Source organism: Stenotrophomonas sp. SORGH_AS_0282 (genome assembly GCF_030818125.1).
GTDB classification, from domain to species: Bacteria; Pseudomonadota; Gammaproteobacteria; order Xanthomonadales; family Xanthomonadaceae; genus Stenotrophomonas; species Stenotrophomonas rhizophila_A.
Window position 1 is genome coordinate 807,854 of sequence record NZ_JAUTAB010000001.1, and the last position, 16,808, is coordinate 824,661.

At 67.4% G+C, this 16,808-nt stretch carries 12 protein-coding genes, 1 pseudogene and 1 riboswitch; of the genes and pseudogenes, 3 read left to right on the top strand and 10 right to left on the bottom strand.

Annotation, left to right across the window (positions count from 1 at the left end):
- Positions 1-23 precede the first annotated feature (23 nt).
- The 9 genes and pseudogenes from leuB to ilvC all read right to left on the bottom strand — a co-directional run bounded on the left by leuB (position 24) and on the right by ilvC (position 9,664).
- Positions 24-1,085, bottom strand: a complete 1,062-nt coding sequence (leuB, locus tag QE395_RS03500) for a 3-isopropylmalate dehydrogenase (protein WP_306987582.1) — start codon at positions 1,083-1,085, stop codon at positions 24-26.
- Complete coding sequence (gene leuD, locus QE395_RS03505; RefSeq protein WP_306987583.1) at positions 1,075-1,653, bottom strand: 3-isopropylmalate dehydratase small subunit; 579 nt, start codon at positions 1,651-1,653, stop codon at positions 1,075-1,077. The genes leuB and leuD overlap by 11 nt, the downstream gene beginning before the upstream one ends.
- On the bottom strand, positions 1,653-3,074 hold the full coding sequence (gene leuC, locus QE395_RS03510) for a 3-isopropylmalate dehydratase large subunit (protein WP_249833069.1): 1,422 nt from the start codon (positions 3,072-3,074) through the stop codon (positions 1,653-1,655). The genes leuD and leuC overlap by 1 nt, the downstream gene beginning before the upstream one ends.
- Positions 3,075-3,122: 48 nt before the next feature.
- Positions 3,123-3,905, bottom strand: coding sequence for a class I SAM-dependent methyltransferase (locus QE395_RS03515; protein ID WP_306987584.1), 783 nt, complete (start codon positions 3,903-3,905; stop codon positions 3,123-3,125).
- An 11-nt stretch (positions 3,906-3,916) separates the two neighbouring features.
- Positions 3,917-5,470, bottom strand: a complete 1,554-nt coding sequence (locus tag QE395_RS03520) for a 2-isopropylmalate synthase (protein ID WP_306987585.1) — start codon at positions 5,468-5,470, stop codon at positions 3,917-3,919.
- Positions 5,467-6,565: pseudogene (locus tag QE395_RS03525) on the bottom strand (threonine dehydratase). Before QE395_RS03525 ends, QE395_RS03520 begins: the two are co-directional and overlap by 4 nt.
- 105 nt (positions 6,566-6,670) lie before the next feature.
- The gene (locus QE395_RS03530; RefSeq protein WP_068853936.1) at positions 6,671-6,931 is read right to left on the bottom strand and encodes an ACT domain-containing protein; all 261 of its coding nucleotides are present in this window, start codon (positions 6,929-6,931) and stop codon (positions 6,671-6,673) included.
- Entirely contained in the window at positions 6,915-8,651 is a 1,737-nt protein-coding gene (ilvG, locus tag QE395_RS03535; protein ID WP_068853935.1) for an acetolactate synthase 2 catalytic subunit, read from the bottom strand. The genes QE395_RS03530 and ilvG overlap by 17 nt, the downstream gene beginning before the upstream one ends.
- A gap of 38 nt (positions 8,652-8,689) precedes the next feature.
- Positions 8,690-9,664, bottom strand: coding sequence for a ketol-acid reductoisomerase (ilvC, locus tag QE395_RS03540; RefSeq protein WP_210131007.1), 975 nt, complete (start codon positions 9,662-9,664; stop codon positions 8,690-8,692).
- A gap of 494 nt (positions 9,665-10,158) precedes the next feature.
- On the opposite strand from ilvC, the gene ggt reads away from it, so the two are divergent.
- Positions 10,159-11,877, top strand: a complete 1,719-nt coding sequence (ggt, locus tag QE395_RS03545; RefSeq protein ID WP_249833065.1) for a gamma-glutamyltransferase — start codon at positions 10,159-10,161, stop codon at positions 11,875-11,877.
- Positions 11,878-12,384: 507 nt separating this feature from the next.
- Here ggt and QE395_RS03550 read toward each other — a convergent pair.
- Complete coding sequence (locus tag QE395_RS03550; protein ID WP_210131005.1) at positions 12,385-13,956, bottom strand: BCCT family transporter; 1,572 nt, start codon at positions 13,954-13,956, stop codon at positions 12,385-12,387.
- Positions 13,957-14,024: 68 nt separating this feature from the next.
- Positions 14,025-14,126: riboswitch (TPP riboswitch) on the top strand.
- Positions 14,127-14,239: 113 nt separating this feature from the next.
- Between QE395_RS03550 and thiC the strand changes: the two genes are divergently transcribed.
- Positions 14,240-16,033 carry a phosphomethylpyrimidine synthase ThiC gene (gene thiC / locus QE395_RS03555; protein ID WP_306987586.1) on the top strand — a complete coding sequence of 598 codons (1,794 nt, stop codon included), beginning with the start codon at positions 14,240-14,242 and terminating at the stop codon, positions 16,031-16,033.
- A 35-nt stretch (positions 16,034-16,068) separates the two neighbouring features.
- The gene (locus tag QE395_RS03560; protein ID WP_068853930.1) at positions 16,069-16,746 is read left to right on the top strand and encodes an ion channel; all 678 of its coding nucleotides are present in this window, start codon (positions 16,069-16,071) and stop codon (positions 16,744-16,746) included.
- The last annotated feature ends 62 nt before the right edge of the window (positions 16,747-16,808 follow it).

A 16,808-nucleotide genomic window follows, 5' to 3' on the forward strand; every position in this document is an offset into this window, starting at 1 on the left:
CCGCTCTACCTCTGGGCCGCCGCTTATCCCAGACGCGCCAACACCGCGTCGGTGGCCTGCGTGGTGCTCACGGCCTGGCCCTTCGCGGCCAGGTCGGCGGTGAATACCCCATCGTCCAGCGCGGCATGTACGGCCGCTTCCACGGCGGCTGCTTCGGCTTCCAATCCCAGCGAATGGCGCAGCAGCATCGCGGCGCTGAAGATCGTGGCGTAGGGGTTGGCGATGCCCTTTCCGGCGATGTCCGGTGCCGAACCGTGGATCGGCTCGTAGATGCCCACCGCCCCCGGCTCGCCCAGCGACGCCGACGGCAGCAGCCCCAGCGAACCCGCCAGCATCGAAGCCTCATCGGTGAGGATGTCGCCGAACATGTTCTCGGTCACGATCACGTCGTACTCGCGCGGCTTGGCCAGCAGGTGCATGGCCATCGAATCCACCAGCTGGTGCTCCAGCGCGATCTCCGGGAATTCCGCTCGGCCGATCCGCGCCGCCACGTCACGCCACAGGCGCGAAGTTTCCAGCACGTTGGCCTTGTCCACCGAGGTGACCTTGCCACGGCGCTGCCGTGCCAACCGGAACGCACTGCGGATCACCCGCTCGATCTCGCCCACGCTGTAGCTGCACAGGTCACTGGCGGTGTCGGCCGTGCGCGTCTTCTCGCCGAAGTAGATGCCGCCGGTGAGCTCGCGCACCACCACGAAGTCCACGCCCTCCAGCAGCTCCGCTTTGATCGGGGAGGCGCCCAGCGCGGCCGGGTGGGTGCGCACCGGGCGCAGGTTGGCATACAGCCCCAGCGCCTTGCGGATGGCCAGCAGGCCCTGTTCCGGGCGCACTTTCGCGTTCGGGTCGGACCACTTCGGGCCGCCCACCGCGCCCAGCAGGATCGCGTCGGCCTGGCGGCAGGCCTCCAGCGTGGCCGCCGGCAGTGGCTCGCCGTGGCGGTCGATGGCGATGCCGCCGATATCGTGTTCGCTGAAATGGAAGGTGTGGGCAAAGCGTTCGGCCACCGCGCCCAGCACCGCAACCGCGGCCGCGGCGACTTCCGGACCGATGCCATCACCGGGCAATACGACAATCTCAGCGTGCATGTTCACTCTCGTAACGTTCAATGTCAGGGGTACGACCCAACAGATACCCCAGCTGGTCCACGCCTTCCAGCAGACAGGTCTGCGAGAAGCCGTCCAGCGGGAAGGAATACACCCGGCCATCGGGCGTGCGCAGCTCGCGCGCGGCGATGTCCACGGTCAACGCGTCGTCCGGGCGCTGCATCAGCGTCTGCACGTCGGCCTCGTCGAGCACGATCGGCAGCAGGCCGTTCTTCAGCGCATTGCCGCGGAAGATATCGGCGATTTCGCTGCTGACGATCGCGTGCAGGCCCAGGTCGGCCAATGCCCACGGCGCGTGCTCGCGCGAGGAGCCACAGCCGAAGTTGCGCCCGGCCAGCAGGATGCTGCGCCCGGCATTGTGCGGCTGGTTGAAGGCGAAACCCGGGTTCGGGCTGCCGTCGGCCTGCCAGCGCCAGTCGTTGAACGCGTGCTTGCCCAGCCCGGCACGTTCGGTGGTGGACAGGAACCGCGCCGGAATGATCTGGTCGGTGTCGATGTTGGTCTCGCGCAGCACCACGCTGGTCGAGGTCAGGGTGCGGAAGCCGCTCATCAGGCCACCTCCTGGCTGGCGTACAGTTCGCGCGGGTCGGCCACGTGGCCGTTCACCGCTGCCCAGGCGGCCGTCATCGGCGAGGCCAGCAGCGTGCGCGAGCCCGGGCCCTGGCGGCCTTCGAAGTTGCGGTTGCTGGTGCTCACTGCCAGCTGCCCCGGAGCGACCAGGTCGCCGTTCATGGCAATACACATCGAACAACCCGGCTCGCGCCATTCAGCACCGGCGGCGCGCACGATGGCATCGATGCCTTCGGCTTCGGCCTGGCGCTTGACGATCTCCGAACCCGGCACCACCAGCATGCGCACGCCATTGGCAACGCGCCGGCCCTGCAGCACCTGCGCCACTTCGCGCATGTCGCTCAGCCGGCCGTTGGTGCACGAGCCGACGAACACCACGTCCACCGGCGTACCGGCCAGGGTCTGCCCGGCGTGGAAGTGCATGTAATCCAGGCCCTTCTGGTCGGCCGCGTCGTTGGCGGCCGGGATCGGAGCGTCCACGGCGATCGCCGTACCCGGATGCGTTCCCCAGGTCAGGGTCGGGCGAATGTCGGCCGCGTCGATGTGGACTTCCACGTCGAAGCGCGCGCCGGCATCGCTGCGCAGCTGCTTCCACTGCGCCACGGCGATGTCGAACTCCGCGCCCTTGGGGCCGCGCGGCGTATTGGCTACCCAGTCGAAGGTGACCTGGTCCGGCGCGACCATGCCGGCGCGCGCGCCGGCTTCGATCGACATGTTGCACAGGGTCATGCGCTGCTCCATGTCCATCGCGGTGATCGCGCTGCCCCGGAACTCCAGCACATGGCCGGTGCCGCCGTTGACCCCGATCACGCCGATGATGTGCAGCACCACGTCCTTGGCGCCCACGCCCGGCGCCAGTGCGCCATCGACGGTGATCGCCATGGTCCTGGCCTTGCGCTGCAGCAGGCACTGGGTCGCCAGCACGTGGCCCACTTCGCTGGTGCCGATGCCGAACGCCAGCGCACCGAACGCGCCGTGGGTGGAGGTATGGCTGTCACCGCACACGATGGTCATGCCCGGCTGGGTGAAACCCTGCTCGGGTGCGATCACGTGCACGATGCCGCGGTTGGCCGACTGCAGGTCGAACAGCTCGATGCCGTGCTCGGCGCAGTTGCGCGCCAGCATCGCCACCTGGGCTTCCGAAGCGGCACTGGCGTACGGCAGCTTGCCGTCGGCACCGGCCGGCAGGGTCGGGGTGGAGTGATCCATGGTGGCCTTGGTCCGGTCCGGGCGGCGCGGCGACAGGCCGCGCTCGCGCAGTTCGGTGAAGGCCTGCGGCGAGGTCACTTCGTGGATCAGGTGCAGGTCGATGTACAGCACGGCGGGCGCGCTGTCCGATTCGGGCACGACCACGTGGGCGTCCCACAGTTTGTCGTACAGGGTGCGGGGAGCTGGGGTCATGGAATGGCCTTGCTGTGGTTCATGTGACGATAGGGCGGTTCGGGTCGGTCAGGAAGTGCGCAGCCGCGCCTCGAAGCGCAGCCGCACGTAATCGGCGGTCCATTGGCCGTGCGCGTCGCGCTGGGTCGGTGCCAGCAGCGCCACGGTGTCATCCAGCACGCGCTGGCGCTGGGCGGCATCCAACCCCACCAGGAACGGCGAGGCGAAGGTGCGCAGCCAGCCCTGCATGCCGGTGGGCAGCACGGTCGGGCGCGCCAGGCATTCGATATGGCGCACCTGGAAACCGTGCGCGCGCAGGCGCTCGGCGTACGCGTCCGCGCTGGGGAAGTACCACGGGAACGCCGGCACCGCATGGCCGTTGCTGCACAACGCGGCCTGCAGTGCGCTGGTGATGGTGGCCACGTTGCCCTGGCCGCCCATCTCGGCGACGAAGCGGCCACCGGGCCGCAGCGCACGGCGCACGCCGTCGATCACCTTGTCCGGTTCCCGCATCCAGTGCAGCGCCGCGTTGCTGAACACCGCATCGAAGCAGCGCTCGAAGGTCATCGCATGCGCGTCCATCAGCCGTGCATCGATCCCACGCGCACGCGCGCCACCGATCAGCTCCGGCGAACTGTCCACGCCGGTCACGTGCGCGCCGCTCAGTGCCAGATCGAAGCTCAGCACGCCATCGCCGCAGCCCAGGTCAAGGATCCGCTCGCCGCGCTGCGGGTCGAGCAGGCGCGCCACCGCACCGCCGAGCAGCGGCACGAAGCCGGCGTCGATGGCGTAGTCGTGCGCGTTCCAGTGCTGGGAAGCATCGGCGGTGTAAGGGCTGTCGAAGGCACTCATGCGTGGGTTCCTCAGGCGGCGGCAGTGGCCGCGGGGTGTTCGGCGGTGGCCTGGCGCTGGCGCAGCAGGCGGTTGGCCACGTCCAGCCAGGCCAGCGCCGAGGCTTCGATGATGTCGCGGCTGGTGCCGGTGCCTTCGTACTCCACGCCGTCGTGGCGCACGCTCAGGTTGGCTTCGCCGCGCGCGTCGGCGCCGATGCCCACGCTGTGCACGTGGTAACTGTCCAGCATCAGCTGCACGCCGGTGGCGGCCGACAGCGCGCCGAACAGCGCGTCCACCGGGCCATCGCCCTGCGCGGTTTCGGCCACGCGGTTGCCGTCCGGGTCGGACAGTTCGACCAGCGCGTTGGCGCGGCTGCCCACGTCGCTGATCGTCATCGAGGCCAGCCGGTAGCCGTTCTGGGTGGAGCTGCCCTGCATGAGTACCTGCAGGTCGGCGTCGGTGACCACGCGCTGCTGCTCGCACAGGGTCTTGAACTGCTCGAACACCAGCTTCAGCTCTTCTTCCTCCAGCCAGAAGCCCAGTGCACGCAGGCGCGCTTCAACCGCCGCGCGGCCACTGTGGCGGCCCAGCACCATCTGCGAATTCTCCCAGCCCACGTCTTCCGGGCGCATGATTTCGTAGGTGCCGCGGTGGCGCAGCATGCCGTGCTGGTGGATGCCCGATTCGTGCGCGAAGGCATTGGCGCCCACGATCGCCTTGTTGCGCTGGACCGGCATGCCGACCAGGCGCTGCAGCAGCTGCGAGGTGGACACGATGCGCGGGGTGTTGATGCGGGTGTCTTCCTCGTAGAAGGCGTTGCGTACCTTCAGCACCATGGCCAGCTCTTCCAGCGAGCAGTTGCCGGCGCGCTCGCCGATGCCGTTGATGGTGCACTCCACCTGGCGGGCGCCGCCTTCGATGGCCGCCAGCGAATTGGCCACGGCCAGGCCCAGGTCGTTGTGGCAGTGCGTGCTGAAGATGATGCGGTCGCTGTCGGGCACCCCGGCGATGACCCGCTGGAACATGCCGCGGATCTCTTCCGGGGTGGTGAAGCCCACGGTGTCGGGCAGGTTGATGGTGGTGGCGCCGGCAGCGACGGCCACGCGGGCCACTTCGATCAGGAAGTCTTCTTCGGTTCGGGTGGCATCCTCGGCCGAGAATTCCACATCGTCGATGTAGCTGCGCGCCAGGCTCACGTGCTTGTGCACCGATTCCAGTACCTGCTCGCGGCTCATGCGCAGCTTGTGCTCGCGGTGCAGCGGGCTGGTGGACAGGAACACATGCAGGCGCGCATTGGCGGCTGCGTCCAGGGCCCTGGCCGAGGTTTCGATGTCGGCGGCCAGGCAGCGCGACAGCACCGCCAGGGTCGGCCGGCGCACTTCGCGGCCGATCATCGCCATCGCGTCGCGGTCGGACTGCGAGCTGGCCGGGAAGCCGGTTTCGATGACGTCCACACCCAGCTCGTCGAGCGCGCGTGCCATCACCAGCTTCTGCTGCGGGCTCATGCTGCAGCCGGGCGATTGCTCGCCGTCACGCAGGGTGGTGTCGAAAATTCGAATTCGGGGGGAGTTGGGCGTATTCACCAGGAGGTCTCCTCGACGGCAAGGTCGGATGGCAAGGTAGGGGAAGGAAGGACGATGGAATTCGGGGGTGGCGCGAGCACGGTCGGTAGCGGTGGCCGTGTCCGCTCGCTGGCGCGGCGCCGCGGTTTGCGCGGCGGGCGCGGGCGGATGTCGGACAGCAGCTGGGCCAGCACCATGGCGTCGATGTTGCCGCCGGAGACCACCGCGCACTTGCGCTTGCCGGCCACGCGGCGGCCGGCGGCCAGCGCCAGCGCGCCGGCGCCTTCGGCGATGATGTGTTCTTCCAGCGCCAGCCGGACCAGGGTTTCGCGCAGCTCGGCTTCGCGCACGATCACCACGTCGTCCAGCAGCGCACTGCACAGGCGGCGGGTCAGGGTGCCGGGGATCTTCACTTTCACGCCGTCGGCCAGGGTGGCTACCGGTGCGATCTCGCGCGTGTCGCCGCGGATTGCGCGGGCCATCGAATCCACGCCCTCGACCTGCGCGCCGACGATCCGCACGCCCTGCGATTTCAGCGCCAGCGCGACGCCGGAGGCCAGCCCGCCACCGCCGATCGGCACGATCACCACGTCCGGCGCATGCGCGGCCAGTTCGATGCCCAGCGTGCCCTGGCCGGCGATCACGTCCGGATCGTCGAAGGCGGACAGGAAGCGGTAGCCGTGCTGGTCGGCCAGGGGCGCGCGCGAAGGCGTACGCCTCGTCGTAACTGCTGCCGTGCTGGCGCACGGTGGCGCCCCAGTGGGCAACGCCGGCGATCTTGGTCGCCGGGGCACCGTGCGGCATCACCGTGATGGCCGGGATATCCAGCCGGTAGGCCGCCCACGCCACGCCCTGGGCATGGTTGCCGGCCGAGGCGCAGATGACCGGGCGGTCATCACCGCGTTCGCGCCCGGCCAGCAGCGCGTTCAATGCGCCGCGCACCTTGTACGAGCCGGTGCGCTGCAGGTTTTCCAGTTTCAGCCAGGTGCCGAACCGCTCCGCATAATGCAGCGGCGTGGGCGGCAGGAACCGGCGCAGCCGCGCCTGCGCGGCCAGCACGTCGGCGACGCTTACGTCGCCTACCTCCGATTCCTGCGGGGCACGGCTAGGCGGCATGGCGGCTCCGCAGATCGCACGCGGGATGACGGACGCGGTCGTGCGTGGGCGACGGGCCTTGAAGAAGACCCCTCCGTACCGGCACCGGAACCACGGCGCGGGCGTTCATACGGTTACCCCAGTACCCGGCTCCAGCGCGCTGATCCGCACCGAAACACAGTCATAGATCTTTTCGATCTGGCGGCACAACGTCTCCGGCGGGCGGGTGCTGTCCACCACCAACTGCAGGTGCCAGCGACCATCGTCGGCCGCATTGGGCGCACCCACGATCGCGCGCGGCGCAAAGCCACGGCGTTCGGCCATGCCGATAACGCGCAGCAGCGCGCCTTCGGCGGGAACCAGCACCAGGTCAAGCCGGTATTGCATGGGGGAACTCCTGGGGCTGATGGGCGGGGTTGCTTTCCAGCATCGTGCTGTTGGCGTTGTTGGGCGGCACCAGCGGCCATACGTTGGCGCGCGCATCGATGGCCACATGCAGCAGCGCCGGGCCGGGTTCGGCCAGCAGCGCGGCCAGGCCGCCTTCGACGTCGTCGCGGTTCTCGATGCGGGTGGCCGGAATGCCGAACACCTTGGCCAGCGCGGCGAAGTCCGGGTTGTCGGACAGGTCGATCTCGCTGTAGCGCTCGGCGAAGAACAGCTCCTGCCACTGGCGGACCATGCCCAGCGAGCTGTTGTCCAGCAGCACGATCTTCACCGGCAGGCGGCAGCGGGCGATGGTCGCCAGCTCCTGCACGTTCATCATGAAGCTGCCGTCGCCGGAGACCAGCACCACGGTGCGGTCGGGGCAGGCGAACTGCGCGCCCATCGCCGCCGGCAGGCCGAAGCCCATGGTCCCCAGCGCACCGCTGGTCAGGTGGTTGCGCGGGTGGTTGAACCGACAATGCTGCGCCACCCACATCTGGTGCTGGCCGACATCGCAGGCAATGATCGCGTCGGCCGGCGCCACTTCGCTCAGGCGCTTCAGCAGCGCCGGTGCATAGATGTGCGCGCCCGGTGCGTCGTAGCGTGCGGCGAAGCGCTCGCGGTGCCCGGCGCAGCGCTTGCGCCACGACTCCTGCGATGCGGCGGCGCGCGGCAGGGCCGCAGTCAGTGCGCGCAGCGCGGTGCCGACGTTGCCCGGCACCGCCACATCGGCGGTACGCAGCTTGGAAATCTCATACGCGTCGGCATCGATATGGATGACGCGGGCGAACGGGGCGAACTCGTTCAACTTGCCGGTCGCGCGGTCGTCGAAGCGGGCGCCGACCACCACCAGCAGGTCGCTCTCCTGCACGGCCATGTTGGCCGCGCGGGTGCCGTGCATGCCCAGCATGCCCAGGTAATGCGGGTGCTGCGCCGGCAGCCCACCCAGACCGCGCAGGGTCAGCACGGTGGGAATGGCGGTGGCATCGACGAAGGCACGGAAGTCCTCCACCGCATCGCCCAGCGCGACACCGCCGCCGGCGTAGATCACCGGCTTTTCGGCGGCCTGGATCGCGGCGATGGCATCGGCCAGCGCGGCGTCGGCCGGGGCCACCGGCGGGTTGACCGTTTCCGGCACGTGCGCCGGCAGGTGGCTGGCGTCGGCGATCTGCACATCCTTGGGCAGGTCGATCAGCACCGGGCCGGGGCGGCCTTCGCGCGCAATGCGGAACGCCTCACGGACGATCCGCGGCAGGTCGTCGACCGAACGCACCAGCCAGCTGTGTTTGACGATCGGCAGGGTCAGCCCGAACACGTCCAGTTCCTGGAACGCGTCGGTACCCAGCAGCGGGGTGGCGACCTGGCCGGTGATGCAGACCATCGGCACCGAATCCAGCATCGCATCGGCGATGCCGGTGACCAGGTTGGAAGCGCCCGGACCGGAGGTGGCCACGCAGACGCCAACGCGGCCGCTGGCGCGGGCATAGCCGTTTGCCGCCAGCGCCGCGCCCTGTTCGTGGCGCACCAGGATGTGCTTCAGCCCTGAATCCACCAGGGCGTCGTAGAAGGGCATGATGGTGCCGCCCGGATAGCCGAACAGCGTATCGACGCCCTCGGCTTCCAGGGCCTGCGTCAACCAGCGTGCGCCGTTGCGGGGCGCGGTGCTGTGTGCGGAGGTGTTCATGCGGTGACCTTTGCGAAAGCGGTGGGGGAGCCGCGCGGTTACGCGGCTTGACTTTGCAACCAGACCATCTTGGCGCGCAGTTCCTTGCCTACCTTCTCGATCGGGTGTTCCAGGTCGGCCTGCTTGAACTTGTTGTAGTTCGGCAGGCCCGCTTCGTATTCGGCCACCCAGTTCTTGGTGAAGGTGCCGTCCTGGATGTCGGCCAGCACCGCCTTCATGCGCTCCTTGGTGCCGGCGTCGATCACCCGCGGGCCGCTCACGTAATCGCCGTACTGCGCGGTTTCGGAGATGAATTCCAGCATGCGGGTGATGCCGCCTTCGTAGAACAGGTCCACGATCAGCTTCAGTTCGTGCAGCACTTCGTAATAGGCGATTTCCGGCTGGTAGCCGGCTTCCACCAGCGTTTCGAACCCGGCCTGGACCAGTGCCGAGGCGCCGCCACACAACACGGCCTGTTCGCCGAACAGGTCGGTTTCGGTTTCTTCCTTGAAGGTGGTCTGGATCAGGTTGGCGCGTGCGCCGCCCAGGCCCGCGGCATAGGCCAGGGCGTACTCGGCGGCCTTGCCGCTGCGGTCCTGGTAGACCGCCCAGATGCACGGCACGCCGCGGCCGATTTCGTATTCGCGGCGGACCAGCGCGCCCGGGCCCTTGGGCGCAACCAGCACCACGTCCAGGTCTTCGCGCGGGGCGATCATGTTGAAGTGCACGTTCAGGCCGTGGGCGAACAGCAGCACCGCGCCCTGTTTCATGCTCGGGGCCAGCACGTCTTCGTAGAGTTTCTTCTGCACCATGTCCGGGGTCAGCACGGCGACCAGGTCCGCATCCTTGACCGCCTCGGCCGGTGCCTTGACGGTGAAACCGTCGGCCTGTGCCTTGACCTCGGTCGGGCCGCCCGGACGCAGGCCGATGACCACGTCGAAACCGGATTCACGCAGGTTCAATGCGTGGGCGCGGCCCTGGCTGCCGTAGCCGACAACAGCGATCTTGATCTGGGGCAGGTCGTTGGTGCTCATGGGGGAGGTCCTTTGGAGGAAGAAATCGGAGGGTTCTGAAACGAAAAAACCCGCACCAGGGTGGGTGCGGGTTTTGATGGATACCTGGCAGTTCTACTTACACGCCGGTCCGTCCCGCACCTGTTGGCTGGGTAATAAGTACGAGGACAAGAAGCGAACGGATGGAGGCCGCGCCGGGACCGGCGTGCTCGATGGATTCGCGAATGGGCGTGTGGCGCTGCAACATGTGATCGAGAAAACCACAGCGGTTTTGCCGCTGTCAACCGTGTTTGGACAATTTCCAACGGTTTCGGCTGTATCCAGCGCAAAGCCCCGCCGCATAAGGATGGTTGCGCGTGAAAGCGTTCCGGTGAACGTCAATTCAAGTTTTGAAGCCCGGTTTCTGCGCGGATCAGGCTGTCGTGGATGGCCCCGTGCATGACCATTGTCGGATGTGCGCAGCACGCCTCAACCGCCACCATCGAACGCTTTCCACCCCTCCAGGAAACTCCTCCGTGACCCGACCCCTTGTCCGTGCCGCCCTGGCTGCCGCGCTGCTGTGCGCCCTGCCGATGCTGTCTTCTGCCGCCGACCGGGTCACCGGGCACGGCTTTGCCACCCGCTCGGAAGTGATCGCCCCGCACGCGATGGCGGCCACCTCGCAGCCGCTGGCCACGCAGATCGCGCTGGATGTGATGAAGGGCGGTGGCTCGGCGGTGGATGCGGCGATCGCCGCCAATGCCGCGCTGGGGCTGATGGAGCCCACCGGAAACGGGGTGGGCGGGGACCTGTTCGCGATCGTGTGGGATCCGAAAACGCAGAAGCTGTACGGCTACAACGGCTCGGGCCGTTCGCCGAAGTCGCTGACCCTGGCCGAGTTCCAGCGCCGGGGGCTGAAGGACATCCCGGCCACGGGCCCACTGCCGGTGTCGGTGCCGGGCGCGGTGGATGGCTGGTTCGCGCTGCATGACCGCTTCGGCCGCAAGCCGATGGCCGACAACCTGGCGCCGGCGATCCGCTACGCACGCAAGGGCCACCCAGTGGCGGAGGTGATCGCCTACTACTGGGACCGGTCGGTGCCGAAGCTGTCGCAGTATCCGGGCTTCAAGGAGCAGTTCACGATCAATGGGCACGCGCCGCGCAAGGGTGAGGTGTGGAAGAACCCGAACCTGGCCAACACGCTGGAGCAGATCGCGCAGGGCGGCCGCGATGCGTTCTACAAGGGCGACATCGCGCGCACGATTGGCACCTACTTCAAGGCCAATGGCGGTTACCTGAGCTACGACGACATGGCCAGCCACCACGGCGAGTGGGTGGAGCCGGTGAGCAGCAACTACCGGGGGTATGACGTGTGGGAGCTGCCGCCGAACAGCCAGGGTATCGCGGCGCTGCAGATCCTGAACGTGCTGGAGGGGTACGACTTCTCGAAGATTCCGTTCGGCTCGCCGGAGCATGTGCACCTGTTCGTGGAAGCCAAAAAGCTGGCCTTCGCGGACCGTGCGCGCTTCTACACCGATCCGGCGTTCCAGCCGGCGCCGGTGGCCAAGCTGGTGTCGAAGGAATATGCGGCCGAGCGGCGCAAGCTGATTTCAATGGACAAGGCGCTTCGCGAGGTGCAGCCAGGCACGCCGAAGCAGCTGGAAGAGGGCGACACGATCTACATGACGGTGGCCGATGCGGACGGGATGATGGTGTCGCTGATCCAGTCCAACTACCGCGGGATGGGCAGCGGCATGGCGCCGCCGGGGCTGGGTTTCATCCTGCAGGATCGCGGCGAGATGTTCGTGCTGCGCAAGGACCACCCCAATGGCTATGCGCCGGGCAAGCGTCCGTTCCAGACCATCATTCCGGGCTTCGTGACCAAGGACGGCAAGCCGTGGATGAGTTTTGGCGTGATGGGCGGTGCGATGCAGCCGCAGGGGCACGCGCAGATCGTGATGAACCTGGTGGACTTCGGCATGAACCTGCAGGAAGCCGGTGATGCGCCGCGCATCCAGCATGAAGGCTCGACCGAACCGACCGGGCAGGCCACGGCGATGAGCGACGGTGGCGAGGTGAACCTGGAAACCGGCTATCCGTATGAAACGGTGCGCGCGTTGATGCGCAAGGGGCACCGCGTGACGTTCGCTGACGGTCCGTACGGTGGGTACCAGGCGATCATGCGCGACCCGGAAACCGGGGTGTATTACGGTGCTTCGGAAAGTCGCAAGGATGGGCAGGCAGCCGGATACTGAGCAGTCCGGTGGAGCCACGCGGTGCGTGGCTGCTTCATGCATCTTTGCGAACAGCCGGTGGCCATCGGTTGGTCTGAGCTGGGCCGGCGGGTGCGGGGGTACGGGGGGCGCCGTGAACCCATCCCTGGGGGCTCTTGCGAAACATCCATGTTTCGCAAAGCCCCCGTACCCCCGCCCCCGCCGACCCTCGACGGTGTGTTGGTGGCCATGGAAGATCAACGGCAGTGCCGATCATTTCCATGCGTTACCGGACGGTGGTGTGTTCCGTGGGTTCGTTCGGGAACCGAACCTACCAGCGCACCGCGTAGGGACACGCCATGCGTGTCTGATTTTCGTATCCGCAGGCGACCGTCTGTCGGGGGCGGCCGGCGGGTAGCCACCGGAGGGACTGTCAAAAACATGGATGTTTTTGCCAAGCCCCCATGGATGGGTTTACGGCGTGTCCCGGAGCGTGGCTACCCGACGGTCGCCCCCTGCCAGTAAGAACTGAAACGCTGCTCTTACGCGCTAAGTATCCGCCCGCGACGCCTCATCACGCGTCTCTTCCTGCGCGGCGATCTCTCGCTCGATCCAGGCATCCATCATCCGCCGCGCGCGTAATGCGCGGCGGCGCTGCAGGGCGTATTCCATGTCGAGGACGCGGTACAGCGACCACATGACGGCCAGCATCAGCAGTGCAAAGGGCAGGGCGGCGATGGTGATCATGCCCTGCAGCGCGTCCAGGCCGCCGGCCAGCAACAGCACGGCGGCGATCAGGGCAATCGCCACGCCCCAGGTGATCTTCCGCGACAGTGGCGGGTCGCCGGCTTCGTCGGTGGACATGCTGGCCAGTACCAGCACCGCTGAGTCTGCCGAGGTGACGAAGAAGATCATCAGCAGCACCAGTGCGATCACCGAGAGCACGGTGGGCAGCGGCAGGCTGTCGAACATGGTGAACAGCACGGTTTCGTAGCCGGTGCCCAGTGCCTGCACCAGGTCTACATGGCCGAAGATCTGCGACCACAGCGCGGTGCCGCCGAACACCGAGAACCACAGGAAGCCGAGCACGCTGGGTGCGATCACTACGCCGAGCACGAATTCGCGGATGCTGCGCCCGCGCGAGACGCGGGCGATGAACGAGCCCACGAACGGTGCCCAGGCAATCCACCACGCCCAGTAGAAGATCGTCCAGTCGGCCACCCAGGTGCTGCCCGAGAATGGCGACATGCGCAGGCTCATGGTCACCAGCTGGTTGAGGTAGGCGCCAATGGTGGTGGTGAAGGTATCGAAGATGAAGGCAGTGGGGCCCAGCACCAGGACCAGCGCCAGCAGTAACGCGGCCAGGCCGAGGTTGAAGTTGGAGAGCCACTTGATGCCACGGTGCACGCCGCTGGCGGTAGAGGCCATGTACAGCACGAAGGCGACGGCGATGATGGTCAGCTGCAGCGGCGCGCCGGCGTGCAGGCCGAACACGCGCTCCAGCCCGGCGGCGATCTGGATGGTGCCAAAGCCCAGCGTGGTGGCCACGCCGATCGCGGTGGCCACCACCGCCGCAACGTTGACCACGGTGCCGATCCACCCCCGGTGGTGCGCGCCGATCAGCGGCTGCAGCAGGTCGCTGATCAATCCACGGCCGTTGCGGTTGAACTGGAACCAGGCCATCGCCAGCCCGATCAATGCGTAGATCGCCCACGGGTGCAGGCCCCAGTGGAAGAACGCATAGCGCATCGAGGCGCGTGCCGCTTCCATGCTCTGCGGGGGCAGGCCTTCGGGTGGGGTGACGAAGTGTGAGACCGGTTCGGCCGCGCCCCAGAACACCAGGCCGATGCCCATGCCGGCGGCGAACAGCATCGACATCCAGCTGGCGTTGGAGAAATCCGGTTCGGCATCTTCACCGCCGATCCGCAGCGAACCCAGCCGCCCGAAAGCGAGATAGAGCAGGAACGAGAGCGTGATGAACACCACCAGCAGGTACAGCCAGCCGGCACTGCGGACGATGTGCACCAGCCCGCCGCGCACGATCTCGTTGAACGGGTCGGGTGCCACCCCAGCGGCCAGCACCAGCAGTACCACCAGGGCGATGGAGAGTCGAAATACCATGCGCGGCAGTCTAGCCAAGGCGGCATGACATGGCTGTTCACACTTCCGGTGCAGGTGTGGTCTAATCCGCCCCGAAGCGGGGGTACCGCGGCCATGTGGCCTCGGTTGAGACAGTCCCTTCGAACCTGATCCGGTTGATACCGGCGTAGGGAAGCTTCGCAACAGCCGATGCACCGCGCCGCCCAGCCCCCGCCTGGGATCCGCGCGCCGCGCGCCGGCCGTGCGCCGCCGCTTCGTCCCTCGCTGTGCGAACCCTCGCACCGACAACCCAGGACGATGCCCGATGAACGCACACCCTTCCGCCCTGCAGCAACAGGCCCAGCAGCTGTCCGAGTCGGTCACCCGACCCATTCCCGGCTCACGCAAGATCCACGTGCCCGGCTCGCGCTGCGACCTGCAGGTGCCGATGCGCGAGATTGCGCTGAGTGGCGACAACGCCCCGCTGACGGTGTACGACACCTCCGGCCCGTACACCGACCCCGAGGCCCGCATCGACCTGTCCACCGGCTTGCCCGCCTTGCGTGCCGGCTGGGTCGCCGAGCGTGGCGACACCGAACTGCTGGACCGGCCCAGCTCGGCGTTCGGGCGTTCGCGCGAAACCGATGCGCGGCTGGACGCGGTGCGCTTCCCGTCGCGGCTGCAACCGCGACGTGCCGTGGCCGGCGCCAACGTCACCCAGATGCACTATGCCCGTCGCGGCATCATCACTCCGGAAATGGAGTTCGTGGCGATCCGCGAGAACCAGCGCCTCGAGGCCATCCGTGACGAGGCGCTGCTGATGCAGCACCCCGGCCAGTCGTTTGGTGCCTCCATCCCCGCCTCTATCACGCCGGAGTTCGTGCGCGAGGAAATCGCGCGCGGGCGGGCGGTGCTGCCCAACAACATCAACCACCCCGAGAGCGAGCCGATGATCATCGGCCGCAACTTCCTGACCAAGATCAACGCCAACATCGGTAACAGCGCGGTGTCGTCGGGCATCGCCGAGGAGGTGGAGAAACTGGTGTGGGCGATCCGCTGGGGCGGTGACACCGTGATGGACCTGTCCACCGGCAAGCACATCCATGAAACCCGCGAATGGATCCTGCGCAACTCGCCGGTGGCGATCGGCACCGTGCCGATCTACCAGGCGCTGGAAAAGGTCGATGGCCGCGCCGAAGACCTGAGCTGGGAGATCTTCCGCGATACGCTCATCGAGCAGGCCGAGCAGGGCGTGGACTACTTCACCATCCATGCCGGCGTGCTGCTGCGCCACGTGCCGCTCACGGCGCGGCGGGTTACCGGCATCGTCTCGCGCGGCGGCTCGATCATGGCCAAGTGGTGCCTGGCCCATCAGCGCGAGAACTTCCTGTACACGCATTTCGAGGACATCTGCGAGATCATGAAGGCCTACGACGTGACCTTCTCGCTGGGTGATGGCCTGCGCCCCGGCTGCATCGCCGACGCCAACGATGCCGCGCAGTTCGGCGAACTGGAAGCGTTGGGCGAGCTGAGCAGGATTGCCTGGAAGCACGATGTGCAGACCATGATCGAAGGCCCCGGCCATGTGCCGATGCAGCTGATCAAGGAGAACATGGACAAGCAGCTGCGTGAGTGCGGCGAGGCGCCGTTCTACACGCTGGGGCCGCTCACCACCGACATCGCGCCCGGCTACGACCACATCACCAGCGCAATCGGCGCGGCGATGATCGGCTGGTACGGCACCGCCATGCTCTGTTACGTCACCCCCAAGGAGCACCTGGGCCTGCCCAACCGCCAGGACGTGCGCGACGGCATCATGGCTTACCGCATCGCGGCACACGCCGCCGACCTGGCCAAGGGCCACCCGGGTGCGCAGGTGCGCGACAACGCGCTGAGCAGGGCGCGCTTCGAGTTCCGCTGGGAAGACCAGTTCCACCTGGGCCTGGATCCGGAGAAGGCGCGCGAGTTCCATGACGAAACGTTGCCCAAGGACGCCCACAAGGAGGCCCATTTCTGCTCGATGTGCGGCCCGCACTTCTGTTCGATGAAGATCACCCAGGACGTGCGCGACTACGCGGCCGGGACGGCCGTCATGCCGCCCGGGCACGACAGCCGTTAAGCTTCGGCCATCGACACAGGGGCAGGGACACCACGATGGCCATAGCGCGCACCACCCGATGGCTGGCCATCGCCCGTCGGCACCCTTCGGCCTGGTTGCTGGGGGTGCAGCTGCTGGGCGTATTGCTGTACCCGGCCATGGACGAGTCCGGGGCCGGGCGCGCGCTGTTCGGCGCGTTCGGCATCGCAGTGCTTGGCCTGGCGTTGTGGGTGGTGCGGCGCAGCCCGCTGGGCATGTGGGTGGCGTTGCTGCTGGCCATTCCCTCGGTGGTGTTCTCCCTGTCCGGGGCGCTGCTGGGGCGGCCGGCGCTGGTCACCACCGCGCAGCTGCTGGAATGCCTGCTGTATTTCTATACGGCAGGCAGCCTGATCGCCTACATGCTGCAGGACCACAAGGTGACCCGCGACGAGCTGTTCGCCGCGGGCGCGACCTTCACGCTGCTGGCCTGGGCGTTCGCCTTTGCGTTCGCCGTCTGCCAGCAGTGGTTTCCGGGCAGCTTCGTGGCCACCAGCGAGAGCGAACTGCGCACCTGGATGGAGCTGCTTTATCTCAGCTTCAGTTTGTTGTCCGGCGTGGGCCTGAGCGACGTGGTGCCGGTGCATCCCCAAGCACGCGCGCTGGTGATGCTGGAACAGTTCGCAGGCGTGATGTACGTAGCGTTGGTGGTGTCGCGACTGGTCGGATTGACCATGATCCGCAATGCCCGAAACTGAATAGTCGATAAAAAATTACTGAATCAACGTTAAAAACTTGCTGAATCGCAGATAAAAAATTC